This window comes from Burkholderia sp. MS455 (assembly GCF_016899445.1).
In the GTDB taxonomy this organism is placed as follows: Bacteria; Pseudomonadota; Gammaproteobacteria; order Burkholderiales; family Burkholderiaceae; genus Burkholderia; species Burkholderia pyrrocinia_C.
The window spans coordinates 307,750-321,225 of sequence record NZ_CP041777.1; the positions used below are offsets into that span (position 1 = coordinate 307,750).

10 protein-coding genes and 2 riboswitches are annotated in these 13,476 nt (G+C 64.3%); of the genes, 4 read left to right on the top strand and 6 right to left on the bottom strand.

From position 1 onward, the window contains the following. Positions 1–140: 140 nt before the first annotated feature. From FPJ27_RS01285 to FPJ27_RS01305, 5 genes are all read right to left on the bottom strand, one after another. Positions 141–1,430, bottom strand: coding sequence for a cation:proton antiporter (locus FPJ27_RS01285; protein ID WP_204421124.1), 1,290 nt, complete (start codon positions 1,428–1,430; stop codon positions 141–143). 169 nt (positions 1,431–1,599) lie between these two features. Continuing rightward, positions 1,600–3,675 carry a transketolase gene (gene tkt, locus FPJ27_RS01290; RefSeq protein ID WP_204421125.1) on the bottom strand — a complete coding sequence of 692 codons (2,076 nt, stop codon included), beginning with the start codon at positions 3,673–3,675 and terminating at the stop codon, positions 1,600–1,602. A gap of 93 nt (positions 3,676–3,768) precedes the next feature. Continuing rightward, on the bottom strand, positions 3,769–4,554 hold the full coding sequence (locus tag FPJ27_RS01295) for a PRC-barrel domain-containing protein (RefSeq protein WP_204421126.1): 786 nt from the start codon (positions 4,552–4,554) through the stop codon (positions 3,769–3,771). A gap of 1,298 nt (positions 4,555–5,852) precedes the next feature. Further along, positions 5,853–6,572, bottom strand: coding sequence for a Crp/Fnr family transcriptional regulator (locus FPJ27_RS01300; protein ID WP_072439659.1), 720 nt, complete (start codon positions 6,570–6,572; stop codon positions 5,853–5,855). Between the two features lie 947 nt (positions 6,573–7,519). Then, positions 7,520–8,071, bottom strand: a complete 552-nt coding sequence (locus tag FPJ27_RS01305; RefSeq protein ID WP_204421127.1) for a DUF1003 domain-containing protein — start codon at positions 8,069–8,071, stop codon at positions 7,520–7,522. Between the two features lie 916 nt (positions 8,072–8,987). Between FPJ27_RS01305 and FPJ27_RS01310 the strand changes: the two genes are divergently transcribed. Together FPJ27_RS01310 and FPJ27_RS01315 are read left to right on the top strand one after the other, a co-directional pair. Next, entirely contained in the window at positions 8,988–9,413 is a 426-nt protein-coding gene (locus FPJ27_RS01310; protein ID WP_204421128.1) for a PRC-barrel domain-containing protein, read from the top strand. 177 nt (positions 9,414–9,590) lie between these two features. Beyond that, positions 9,591–9,779 carry a CsbD family protein gene (locus FPJ27_RS01315; RefSeq protein WP_204421129.1) on the top strand — a complete coding sequence of 63 codons (189 nt, stop codon included), beginning with the start codon at positions 9,591–9,593 and terminating at the stop codon, positions 9,777–9,779. A 301-nt stretch (positions 9,780–10,080) separates the two neighbouring features. Here FPJ27_RS01315 and FPJ27_RS01320 read toward each other — a convergent pair whose 3' ends face one another. Beyond that, complete coding sequence (locus FPJ27_RS01320; RefSeq protein WP_204421130.1) at positions 10,081–11,112, bottom strand: ABC transporter substrate-binding protein; 1,032 nt, start codon at positions 11,110–11,112, stop codon at positions 10,081–10,083. Between the two features lie 136 nt (positions 11,113–11,248). After that, positions 11,249–11,369: riboswitch (guanidine-I (ykkC/yxkD leader) on the bottom strand. Between the two features lie 457 nt (positions 11,370–11,826). After that, positions 11,827–11,962, top strand: a riboswitch (guanidine-I (ykkC/yxkD leader). 58 nt (positions 11,963–12,020) lie between these two features. On the opposite strand from FPJ27_RS01320, the gene FPJ27_RS01325 reads away from it, so the two are divergent. Continuing rightward, positions 12,021–12,776 (top strand): urea amidolyase associated protein UAAP1, encoded by a 756-nt coding sequence (locus FPJ27_RS01325; protein ID WP_204421131.1) that lies wholly within the window; start codon positions 12,021–12,023, stop codon positions 12,774–12,776. Positions 12,777–12,786: 10 nt separating this feature from the next. Continuing rightward, a complete protein-coding gene (locus tag FPJ27_RS01330) occupies positions 12,787–13,440 on the top strand; it encodes an urea amidolyase associated protein UAAP2 (protein ID WP_204421132.1) in 654 nt (217 codons plus the stop codon). Positions 13,441–13,476 lie beyond the last annotated feature (36 nt).

A 13,476-nucleotide genomic window follows, 5' to 3' on the forward strand; every position in this document is an offset into this window, starting at 1 on the left:
GGGCAGGCTGTGACGCGGGACATCATCGATGCTGCAGGTTCATGGAAAGACGGCCGCCCGGCACCTTGCGTGTCGGGGGGGGCATCGCGCCAAACCGTTCGACCGAGGCACGTATCGTGCCACTGCGCCCGCGATGGATCTCACGCATAACGACGCATGAGCGGCGCTGCCGAAATGCCGTGCAGCACGATCGACACGGCGATGATGGCCAGTACCCACGAAACCAGCGGCAACAGTTCCGCACGCGGCCCTTGCTCGAGCGCCAGCATCAGGTAATACAGGGAACCCACGCCGCGAATGCCGAACCAGCTGATCAGCCGGCGCTGGCGGTGCGACGCGCGGGAGCCGATCAGCGCGAGCTGGATGGTTGCCGGCCGGATGACGAACAGCAGTGTCGCGACCACGGCCGCGCCCGTCCAGGTGAGCATATCGGCCCAATAGCGGGAGACGAGCGCGCCGATCAGCAGGATCAGCACGGCTTCGGCGATGTGTTCCAGCTCGGCCGTGAACCCCATGACCGATTCCGCGACGAAGGCATGGGCTTTGTCGGGATCGGTGGCAGTGGCCTCGACATCCTCGCTGTCCACGACGCCGACCGTCTCCTTCGGCGTCTTCCGGCCGCTCGTTCGATGCTCGACGCGCCGCATCGCGACGCCCGCGGCGAATACGGCCAGGAACCCGTAGCCATGAATGGCGAGCGTCACGCCGTACGACAGCATGATCAGGCCCAGCGCGAAGAACCCTTCGAAGCCGAGCGCCTGTCCGTGACGACTGCGCAGGAATGCGACGAGCCGGGCGGTGACGAAGCCGAACAGCCAGCCGGTGCCCACGCCGGATGCGATGCCCCATGCAATGCCGCCGACCATGCTCCAGTGAAGCGCCGACGTCGTGCCGGAGCCGCACAAAAGCAGGCCGAGCACCGCGCACGGGTAGGCCGTGCCGTCGTTGATCCCCCCTTCGCCGGACAACGAAAAACGCACCAGCTCGACATCGCCCGCGTCGCGCACGCCGACGTCATGAGCAAGTACCGGGTCCGTCGGCGCGATCATCGCGCCCAGCAGTACCGCGACGCCGAGACTCAAATGCAACACCAGCACGCCGAGCACGGCGATCGACGCGACGGTGAAGATCATCGCGACGACGCCGAGCCGCAGCGGCAGCATCCAGCGGGGATCGGCGGGCGGGACACGCAGCTTCAGGCCGATCGCGAACAGCGAGATCAGCAAGCCGATTTCGGCGGCGATGCGCAAGTGCGTGACGTCATCCGGCAATGTCATCGACAGGAAACCGGTACCGGCCGGTCCGATCAGAAAGCCGATCCCGAGATACACCATGGCCGCGCTCAGCGGCAGGCGCTTGAGCGACGATCCGATGAGTCCCATGAAAATCAGCAGGGCTCCGAAGATGAGGCATCCGATGGTTTCGGTCACGTTGAATCCCTTGCATGGATAACGTCGCGCTCGCCGCGTGTCGAGCGCAGGTCGCCATGTGGCGTCGACGCCCCCGCACTCATCGCCTAGTATCGCGCCGATCGTCCCTGGCAGGGGTGCGTGCCGGCGGCGGCCCGAGCGCCTGATAGGCGCACCGGCCGCCCGCGGATCACGCGTGCAGTTTCAGCGCGCGGTCGCAGACGTTCTCGACGGTGAAGCCGAAATCGCGCATCAGCTCGGCGCCCGGGGACGACGCGCCGAAGCATGCGACGCCGAGCACGTCGCCACGATCGCCGACATAGCGGTGCCAGCCCTGCGACACGCCCGCTTCGATCGCCAGCCGCGCACCGACCGACGGCGGCAGCACGGCATCCTGATACGGCTGCGGCTGAGCGTCGAATAATCTCCAGCAGGGCAGCGACACGACCCGAACCGCCACGCCGCGCGCGAGCAGCTCGGCGTGCGCCGCCAGCGCGAGCCCGACTTCCGAGCCCGTCGCGATCAGGATCAGCGTGGGGCGTCCATCGGGGGCATCGGCCAGCACGTAGCCGCCGCGCTGCAAGCCTTCGGCCGGCGCGAACCGGAGGCGATCGATGGTCGGCACGTCCTGGCGAGTCAGGACCAGCGCCGTCGGCCGCTCGCGGGCTTCGAGCGCCACACGCCACGCGACGGCCGTCTCGTTGGCATCCGCCGGTCGAATCACCAGCAGGCCCGGGATTGCGCGCAGGCCGGCGAGCTGCTCTACCGGCTGATGCGTCGCACCGTCCTCGCCGACCGCGAGGCTGTCGTGCGTGAACACATAGATCACCTGCAGGCGCATCAACGCGGCAAGCCGGATCGGCGGACGCATGTAGTCGGAAAAGATCAGGAAGGTCGCGCCGAACGGCAGGATGCCGCCGTGGGTCGCCAGGCCGTTCAGGATCGCGCCCATCGCATGCTCGCGCGCGCCGAAATGCAGATTGCGGCCGCTGCGGCTCCAGCCGCCGCCTTCGGAGCCTTGCCGGTCAAGCGCGTTCATGCCGGCGGCCTCGAAATCGCCGAGCCCGGTCAGTGCGGTGAAAGTGGATGGATTCAGATCGGCTGATCCGCCGACCAGCGAAGGTACGCGGGAGGCGAGGGCATTCAGCACCTTGCCGGATGCGACCCGCGTCGCCATGCCTTTCGGATCGGCCGGAAAGACCGGGATATCGCGGTCCCACCTGTCGGGCAGCGTGCCGCGCGCCGTATTCAGCAGCATCTCCGCCAGCTCGGGAAACGCGCGCGCATAGGCTGCGAACCGCGCGTTCCAGTGCTCTTCCCGTACTCGTCCCTCCGTCAGCGCGCGACGAAAATGCGCGAGCGCCGGTGCGGGGATATGAAACGCGGGGTCGGGCGGCCAGCCGAGGTTGTGCTTGGTCAGGCGCACCTCGGCGTCGCCGAGCGGCGATCCGTGTGCCTGGTACGTGTCTTGCCGGTTGGGCGAGCCATAGCCGAGATGCGTGCGCACGAGGATCAACGATGGACGCGACTGCTCGGCACGTGCGTTGACCAGCGCCGCGTCGATGGCGGCCAGGTCGTTGCCGTCGTCGACCGTTTCGGTATGCCAGCCGTAGGCGTCGAACCGTCGCGCGCGATCTTCGGTAAAGGTGATCGCGGTGCCGGCGGACAGCGCGACCCGATTGTCGTCGTACAGGCAGATCAGCTTGCCGAGCTGCAGATGGCCGGCAAGCGATGCCGCCTCCGCCGCGACGCCTTCCATCAGGTCGCCATCGCTGACGAGTGCATAGGTGTGGTGATCCACGATCTCGAAGCCGGGACGGTTGTAGCGCGCGGCGAGTTGCGCTTCCGCTATCGCCATGCCGACGGCGTTGGCGAAGCCCTGGCCGAGCGGGCCGGTCGTCGTCTCGACACCCGGCGTGAGGCCGCGCTCCGGATGACCGGGCGTGAGGCTGCCCGATTGTCGGAAGCGCTCGATCTGGTCGAGTGCCAGATCGTAGCCAGTCAGGTGAAGCAGGCTGTACAACAGCATCGAACCATGTCCGGCCGACAGGATGAAGCGATCGCGATCGAGCCATGCCGGATTGGCGGGGTGATGCTTGAGATGGCGCGTCCATAACGCATAGGCCATCGGCGCGGCGCCGAGCGGCAAGCCCGGATGGCCGCTCGCCGCTTTCTGCACGGCATCGATCGACAGGAAGCGCAGCGTATTGACACAGAGCGCATCGAGTGTCGAATCTTCGGTCGACGGGAAACAGGTTGAGGTCATGCGGATGCTCCTTGGCGTCCGGTCACGCCATATCCCGCACGGGATCGGGTTGCGTTGGCTGCCGATTGCGCGGGGCTGCGTTATCGGTTTCCGTTATCGGTCTCCGTTCCAATATCCGTGCTTGCCGTAGAACTCGTGCAACTCGATTTCGTAGCTTCGATGAACGAGCTGCGAGTCGTCGTATAGAGGGCTCCGGCGGATTGCATCGCGCGCGAGCGTGGTCGATACCGTTTTCGTCGACCAGTCCACCTGGTCGAGCCAGTGAGTCGCGATCAGCACTTCCTTGCCGGTCGACCACCAGCTCGACGTGTCGATCGCCAGATAGCGGATCACCCACGCTTTATCGTCGTAAATGAAGTCGGACACGTGACCGATATGCCCGTCCGTGGCTTCGAGCCGATATCCGTCGACCTCGCCGGTGCTGCGCAGATGCGTATCCGCCGGTGCGCTGGCCGGCGCGGTGTGCGAGAAAAGCGGGTCGCCTGCTTCAGGGTCCTGCGACGGCCCCGCGGGATCGAAAGCCGGGTACGCGCCCATCCCCCAAAGGTTCGGGCCGCCCCAGTAAGTCGGGTAGTTGTAGTACCGCAGATACTCGATCTCGTGCTGGCGCGATACCGGCTTGTGCGTGTCCAGATTCGGGCTGTCCCTCACCTGCTGTTGCGTGAGGCTGACGTATAGCGTGCGCGTTTCGGGATCGGCATGCGTGACGGAATACGGCGAGATCAGTACCTGCCTGTCGTGCAGCCAGTCCCCCGTCTCGACGACGAGGTAACGGATGCACCAGTTGTCGTCGTCGAAGTAAGCCTGATGGATGCGCCCGATATCGCCGTCCTTCGCTCGAACCGTGTCTCCATGCAACCTTCGGATGCTTCGCAACATGATGTCCTCGCCAGATCCATGCCCGGCACGTCGGTGATTCCGCTGACATGCCTGCCGTGCGGTGGCATCCAGCCGTTCGTCCGCCGATGCGGAACGATTCCTGCCGATCGCGTCCCCTCGGACGGCCGGCATGTTTGAGACGCTACACGCGACGAACGGCCGATGCGGTACGAAACCGTACAAAGCGCGCAAGGGGGCGATCGGGCGGCCCCTTCCCGGCATGTCGCGAGACATCCTCCCGAGCATCGTCATCAGGATCGCGAAGCAGTGTGGATCGCCCCTGTCGACGGGCTGCCGGGTAAAAGGGGGCGGCTGGATTCGGTTCGCGCCTCGACGCAGTCGCAGTGGTATGAACAGCGACAGGCCTGGCACCGGCTTCGGCGCGTACACCATCGGAGGCGCGCCATAGGCATCCTCCTCGCCACCGCAATAGCCGTTGCTTCCATACCGGTGACGGTCGTAGTGGCGAGCGCCCTGATGCGTCATGCGCGCGGGATTGCCCTGGTCCCGACCTTGATTTCGACGTCATCGGCGTGCTCGTCTCGCGATGTCCGGCGTTTTGCGGCGAATCGCGCTCGTGCCGGCGGGATGTCCGAATCGGGTCTATGCTGGTCGTGACCGACGGCCTCCTTATACGCTGGCGTGCCGTACACACGCCGGACAGTCGAATCCGGGCCAGCCCGGTCTGATCATCAGCTCCATGGAGGCGGTTATGCGCAGCAGGTATCGAGAGCAGCATACGAACGGCGGCAAGAGCGAGCGCAATGTCGACGACGCGGTGGAGGGGACGTTCCCCGCCAGCGATCCGCCGTCGATCGGCGGTGTCACCAGGATGATTTCCAGACCGGCCCACCGAAAGCATCACCGGAGGTCGTCGCACATCAAGCACCGTTAGCGCAGGTTGCGCGGCGCGGGTCAGCGCCCCGAGTGACCGCGATCCATCGAGTCGTCGCCGGTATTCGGCGATATCGCTGAACGCCGGGGGGATCGATCGGAGCGAAGGCAAGACGATATTTCCGACGTGCCCAGGTATGGAACCGTACCGATTTCCGATGCCGGTGCGCGCAGCGTTTTATCGTGCGCCGAGGACCGTTTTCGATGTCGAGACCGTGCACGAGATGGATATTCCCGGATCTTGTCCAAGGAGAAATTCGTCCCCGTTGACGGCTCGTTCTTTGTAGGCCCGACTACCTGTCAGATCGAGTGCCGGCCAATACATGTCGATCCGCCGCTTGCACGCCTTCGCAGGCGTCAAGGGCATCTGCGGCAAAGGCCGGTACGATGCGGCGCGGTAGCGGCTAGAGCCGCTTCAGATCGGGAAGCAGGCGATCGAATTCACGTTTGACCACGCTGTAGCATTCGCACACGCGTTTTTCGAGCCCCGGCCGATCCAGCACCTCGATATGGCCGTAGTTGTAGCGGATGAGGCCCGCGTCCTGCAGCTTTAATGCCGCTTCCGTCACGCCCGATCGGCGCACGCCCAGCATGTTGGCGATCAGCTCCTGCGTCATGCGCAGCTGGTTCGAAGGCAGGCGGTCGAGGCTGAGCAGCAGCCAGCGGCACAGTTGCTGATCGATCGAGTGATGCCGGTTGCACACCGCGGTCTGAGCCATCTGCGTGATCAGCGCCTGGGTATAGCGCAACAACAGGCGCTGCATCGCGTTGCCGCGCCGGAATTCCTCTTTCAGGATGCTCGCGTCGAGCCGATAGGCATGCCCCGCGCTTTGCACGACGGCCCGACTCGGTGTCGTCTCGCCGCCCATGAACAGCGATACGCCGATCATGCCTTCATGCCCGACGATCGCGATTTCGGCGGACGAGCCGTCCTCCATCACATAAAGCAGGGAAACGATCGACGTGGTCGGAAAATAGACGTGATGAAGCTGGCCGCCCGACTCGTATAGCACCTTTCCCAACGGCATCTCGACGAGCGTCAGGTGCGCAGCGACGTGCGCGCGCTCGTTTTCCGGCAGCGCGGCAAGCAGGTGATTTTCGGTAAGGGGCGGGTTGTCCTGCATGCATGGCTCCTACGCTTGCGCTCGGCTGACGATGGAGAATCCGGCCGATGTGGGGCGCAGCGGGAATCGGCGAGAGGGTCAACCATCATACCTTACCGATCCGACGACCAGACCGGATGGTGGCGGAAATATGTCCCTTTTTCCCGAGTTCGGAATGACCGTTCGAATGCGAATCACCCTTCAAAAATTATAGTGTCGGCTCATGTCTCATCAAGGTGTGCGCAATCACGCGCGCTCGATACGGAGCCGATATTTCACGGCGCTATTGACGGGAAATCGAGGTCGCCAGGCCTGCGCTGCGTCGACCGCGGAATGATGCGAAGCGATGACTCGCGTGCGTCCGGTACGTTGGCGGACAAGCAGCCTGGCTGCAGAGATTCACGATGGCGACCAGGATCCTGCACCTGTCCGCCTCGACAACCGTCTTTCACCGTACAGACATGCAATCTCGTTGAAACGAGGATGTCTCCTGCAACCATCCATTCGTGCGTGATCCTTTCACGAACATCGATGTGATTCACATCAGTGGTGAATGATTCCGTCATTCGTCTCCGGTCGATCGAACAAAGCACCACACTTGAATGCGACTGGCACGGAGAGCAACATGCGTGCGTCCATTTATGTCTGTCTTGCGGCTATTGCGACCGTGCTTGCCGGATGCCTTTGGGTGCCCGGCGACGGCTATCGTGGTGATCGAAACGGGGGGTATGGCGGTGCGTATGGCGGTGGTCACGAAAGCGGATGGGATCGAGGCGACACGTCCCGCGATCACATGAATCGTTCCTGGCATCCCGATGACCAAGGGGCGCATAGGCCGGGGCAACGGGAAGGATGGTAAGTCGGCCGCGGTCATCACATGAAAATGGCCGGTCAGCGTCCTTCCGTCACGCGTCATCGTGATCCGATCGCGTCGTTTCGCGAAGCTGGCGACCCTGATGCCCCGTCGCTTACGTCCTGCCGGACTCGAGCAGGTTCTTCAGCGCCGCCATCTGTTCCTTCTGCATGTTCAGCAATTCATTCCATTGCTCCTCGCGCAACCCGTCCAGCTTTTCATGGAGCAACATGATCTCGAGTTCGGCCTTCAGATTGATTTCGTAGTCGTGCTCGGCAGAGACCCGATCCTTGTATGACTGCCGGTTCTGCGCCATCAGGATAATGGGTGCCTGGATAGCTGCCAGCATCGAGAGAAACAGGTTGAGCAAGATATACGGGTAAGGATCAAAGGCTTTGCTGTACGTTGCCAGAATCAGCGAATTCAGGCTGACCCAGACGACCATGACGACAATGAAGCACGTGATGAATATCCACGACCCGCCGAAGGCGGCAACGGCATCTGCTGCGCGCTGGCCGCGCGTCGCCGTTGCATCCAGCTCTTTCGTGGCGTCTCTCGCTATGTGCTTTCGTTCCGAGACGAGACGTGCAACCTTCTTCGTGCGCTCGTCCAATGATTCATAGGGTATGCCAAAGAATTTTTCGGCAAGCTCCGCAGGTTTATGCATGCTGCCCTCCGCGCGCGGTCGCACAATCAGAACAGAATAGAACCTCGGTAAGGTCATGACAAAAGGCTGGTTGCGCAACAATCGCGAAGCAACGAAACCGAAACAGCCCGAACAGCCGCCTCTCCCGGTTTCGTTGCCATCCGACCCAGCGGACAAAGCCCCGTGCGATATCGCACCCTATCGGAACCGGAGCGGTAAGAACAGGCTGATGCCTGGCGTCGACCGAGGGGTATAGACCACGGGTGGTGGCGCATACACATAGTCCTGATTGTCGTAGTAGTCGCCGCGACGGTAGTCATTGCCCGGATGTCGATAAGCCTGCCGATTGCCGTGATCCCATTGATGCCTGTGGTGGTCTCGCGGGGCGCGATTCCTTGAAATCGAACATGACGGCTAATGCCCGCGATGTCGTCCATTCTGGTGGTGCTTTCGGACCGGTGCGTATCGAACGCGCTAAAACAGGCACTTCGAGCGTACGGCATACGTTGTTCGCAGTCTGGATCGAAGTCGGTACGGTGCCGTACCCGGCTTCGGAAGGTCCCCCCTTTTCGTCAGCGCGGCGACGGCCTGGCCGCGATTCAAATCGAGCCGTGAGTCGTGCCGAGGGCACACTGGCGACGCGATGCGACCCGCCTCACACCCGTTCCCTCATGGGTACGGCAGCGTACCGACTTCCGCGCTGGTCGCGCATAGCGTGAGTTGGCCTGATTGGAACGCATGTCGCGTCAACGAGCGCGCATGCCAGCACGAAACACTCGAATCGAGCATGTCTTTCGGCCCGCATGACGGCGGGCGATTGCAGGCGAAGCGCGCGGCGCGCTTGCCCGGAACAGAGCCGGATCGGCGCGCGCTTCGCACCGTCACGTTGGCCGGCGACGCTCGCCGGCATTTCTCGCAATGAACGCAGGAGCAGGTCATGACACTCGTTTCTCCCGGCAATCAACTGCCGAGCAACGGTAGCGGCGCCCGGATCATCGGTCACGCAACCAGTACAGGCGGGGCCGGCCCCAACGTCATGGCGGCCACCACGCTGACTGGCGACAAGGTTCTATCGTCCGATGGCAAGGAGATCGGAAAGGTCGTCGACATCATGCTGGACGTATGCAGCGGCCGGATCGCGTATGTCGTGCTGTCGTGCGGCGGCTTTCTCGGGATGGGCGACAAACTTCTAGCGGTGCCGTGGGGCGCGTTCACCCTCGATACCGACCAGAAATGCTTCCGGCTCGATGCGACGGAAGCGCGGATGAAGAGCGCCTCCGGGTTCGACAAGGACCATTGGCCCGCGACGGCGGATTCGCAATGGGGCGGCACGCTTCATTTGGGTAACACGCCGCCGATGTAGTGGTATGTCGGCCGGCGGCTCGGCCGGCATTCCATCCTGCACGCGCCAGCGTGACTGCGGAATGCGGCGAGCGGTTGCCGCTTTTTCAGATGCCGCCGTATCGCGTGCATCGCTCGACGCGCCGAACGCGACGGGCGGCAGGTCATCCAGCCAGCAGGTATGAACGGAGCATTCATCATGAACAAGGATCAAGTCAAGGGTGTCGCGAAAAAGGCAAAGGGCAAGGTCAACGAGGTGATTGGCCGGGCCACGGGTAACGTGAAGCAGGAAATCAAAGGCGATGCCCAGCAGGTAGCCGGCGAAGTACAGAAGAAATACGGTGACGCCAAGGAAGCGATCAAGAAGCAGGCGAAGAAGGGGCATTGATCGCCGCGTCAGTCTCGACAGAGGGATGCCGCGATGGTGCGGCATCCGATCGCGGCGCAATTGCCGCTGTCCATCGTTACCCGTATCGCAGATATTCAGTCCGGTGAATCCGTTGTCGACGCGCAAGCATTGGGCGTTGAATCGTCGCGACAAGCGTGTCTTCATTCGGCCGGAAGCCGCTTTCAAGCATGAACACCGCCTTCACGCTTCCGCCGGGATCCTCGGCATCTTTCGAACCCCGGCGGCTGCCGCTCGATATCGACAAACGACATCGTTCCGGGCGGGCCGCCGCCCGCCGCCGTCAGTGCGATTCGACGAGACGCGGATCGATATACGCGTCGATATCCTGCGACTGCTTGTAGACCGCGTTGCGCACATTGAATGCGTTCGCGTTGCGGGTCGATCCGTAGATCGAGTCGAGCCCGTCGCCCTTGCGGAACACCTGCTTCGCTGCCGCGGCATCGAGCAGGTGCGTGCCCTTCAGCAGCGGCAGATATTGCGCCGGCGTGAGGCCCACGCGCGCGGACATGATCTTCACCGCGTCGGCCTGCGTCTTCGGATCGTTGATGTAGGCCACGCAGCGATACCAGACCTTGACGACCTTCGCCCAGTCGGCCCGGCGCGCGGCGAGGCTGGTCGGCGTCACCGTGATCGCGTCGTAGATCAGCCCCGGCGCATCCGCCGACGTGAAGATCGCGCGCGCACCCGGCGCGCGTTTCAGCGCCTCGCCGGCGTTCGGCTGCCACGCCGCGACCGCCGCGATGTCGGACGACGCGCCGAGCACCTGCGGCAGTTCGTTGGTCTTCGCGTTGACGAGCGTGACGTCGCCGTCCTTCAGCCCGTGCTTCTGCAGCGCGGTTTCGAGCAGCAGGTGATCGACGAGCCCGAGCTCGACGCCGACCTTCCTGCCCTTCAGGCCTTCGACGGTCCGCAGCGGCGGTTTCGCGATGATCATGTCGTTGCCCGCCGAATAGTCGGTGAGCAGGATCATCACGTTCTTCGCGCCGGACGCGCCCGTGACGAGCGCATCGCCGTTGGTGACCGCGACCGCATCGAGCTTGCCCGCGGAGAACGCGTCGAGCGACGCCGAGTAATCGAACCATTCGAAATCGACGTCGACGCCGGCTTCCTTGAACCAGCCCTTGTCGAGCGCGACCTGGAACGCGACCCAGCCGGGCCAGTCGCTGTAGCCGATTTTCAGCGGCGGGGCCGCATGCGCGGCGGGCGCGGCGAACAGCGACGTCGTGACGGCGACGGCGGCGAACGCATGGCGGACGGAACGGAGGTGCCGGGAGGACAGCAGGCGGCGGAACGGCGAGGCGAGGCGGGTCATCGTTTTCTCCAGGAGACCGGGATCGGGATCGTCGGCACGGGTCGCGCCCATGCGCGATCCGGCCGCGTGACCGGTTCCTGCGGATGCGGGACGAACGACCGGCCACGGAGAGGCGCGACGGCCGTCGCCATCGCCAATCTCCCGGGCTTTTGTCCCGCCGTGTAGCGCCATGCGCGCGGTCAGACGACCGTATGCACAGACACCGGGCTGCTCTCGGACCAGACGTTCGACGAACCGGAACCCTAGCATCCCTAAGATGCGACACCGCCGCACCTCTCGGCATCGGAGCGAGCGAGAAGCATGCCAGCGGTGTGATCCGGCGGCTGACGTGTGTCGGAAACGCGCCGCTCAGCGACGGCGCGCGGCACGCTGCAGTTCGATGAAACGCGCGGAGAAGAGCGCGGCCAGCGCGCGCCGAAGCAGGTCGAGTTTGTTCATGAGCGATCGGTGGACAGAGTGACGGTGTGCGTATTCAGCAATGGCCGTGCCATTGCGATCGCACGCGGTGCGCGTGCGTAACGCTGCCCCGCGCTGGTGCCGGCCGCGTTCGAGTGGTGCGCACGCTGCCCAACGGGAGGGCGGGCCGATGCGCGTGCATGGCGTGCCGTTCGCCGTCCCATGCCCCGCCGAACGGGGCCGCGCGTGCTCGGATGCACGCGCTGGCATGCAACTCGCTTATTCGTCGTCCGAGAGGTGCGAAGCAATTTGCATCATCTTCAGGATCGCTAGGGTTCCGGTCGCGCGGCGTCACACGCCGTGCGATGCCTGGTCCGAGAGCAATCCGGTCTTGCCGCCTGCCTTGTTGCGAGGATCCGGCGAGGCTCCACGGAGGGACAAAAGCCCGGGAGGTCGCGATGTCGTTCGGTCGCCCTCTCACGCCTTTTGTCCAACCGATCCGAGGAGCCGCCATGTCGCCGAGCCCCCAAGCCCCGCTTGCCCCGTTGCCGCACGTCGTGTGGGAAACGGTCGTTCCCGCCGGAACCCACTGGTCCGGCATCCTGCGCCGCGGTCTCGCGCTGCGCGTCGTCGATCTCGACGGCGGCGCGAACCTGTCCGCCGTGTTTCATCGTCACGAAGATCCGCTCGAACGCTACAACATGGCCGATACGCTGAAGGCGCAGCACACCGCGCACCTGACGCGCGGCCACGCGCTGTATACGGACATGGGCCGCGTGATCGCATCGATCACGGCCGATACGCTCGGCTGGCACGATCCGCTCGGCGGCATCGGCGATGCGCGGCTGTTCGCGCGCAAGTACGGCCCGTCGTCGTATCAGGCCGATCGCAACGCGATGATCCGCAACGGCCGCGACAGCCTCGTGCTCGAACTCGCGAAATACGGACTGTCCGTGCGCGATCTCGTCGCGAACGTCAATTTCTTCAGCAAGCTCGCGCCGCGCGACGATGGGTCGTTCGACTTCGTCGCGGGCCACTCGCCGGCCGGCAGCGCATTCGACCTGCGCTTCGAGATGAACACGCTCGCCGCGTTCTCGACCGCGCCGCATCCGCTCGATCCGCAGCAGGCCTATGCGCCGAAACCCGTGAAGCTGATCGCATACCGTGCGTATCCCGCCGACGGTGCCGCGCCGGACGACGATCCGTGCCGCACCGCGTGCGCGGAGAACACGCGCGGCTTCGTCAACACCGACCGACTGTTCGCGTAAGGAGCCCGACATGCCGATCATCGAAAGCCGCCTCGACCCGCGGCACGCGATCTACGACACCACGCTGAACGCTGGCGAACCATGGCTGCACGACGTGAAGCGCGGGCAGGTGCTGCGCATCCTCGATCTCGAAGGCAACCAGGCCGTCGATACGCTGTTCTATCGCACCGACGCACCCGACGAGCGTTACAGCGCGCAGGACACGATCCGCGAACAGCGCAACCTGTACCTGAGCGCGGGCAGCGTGCTGCTGTCCAGTCTCGGCAATCCGATGGTGACGATCGTTGCGGACACCTGCGGCCGCCACGACACGCTCGGCGGCGCGTGTGCGGCCGAGAGCAACACGGTGCGCTACGCGCTCGACAAGCGCCACATGCATAACTGCCGCGACAGCTTCATCAACGCGATCGCGCATTGCGCATGCGGCACCGGCGCGCGGCTGACCAAGCGCGATCTCGTCGGCAACGTCAATTTCTTCATGAACGTGCCGGTCACGCCGCTCGGCGGGCTGACGTTCGAGGACGGCATTTCCGCGCCCGGCAAGTATGTCGAGATGCGCGCGGAGATGGACGTCACGGTGCTGATCTCGAACTGCCCGCAGCTCAACAACCCGTGCAACGGCTATAACCCGACGCCGGTGCGGCTGACGATCTGGGAGGCATGATGAACGACCTCCACGCTCACTTGCGTCGCATGGGAC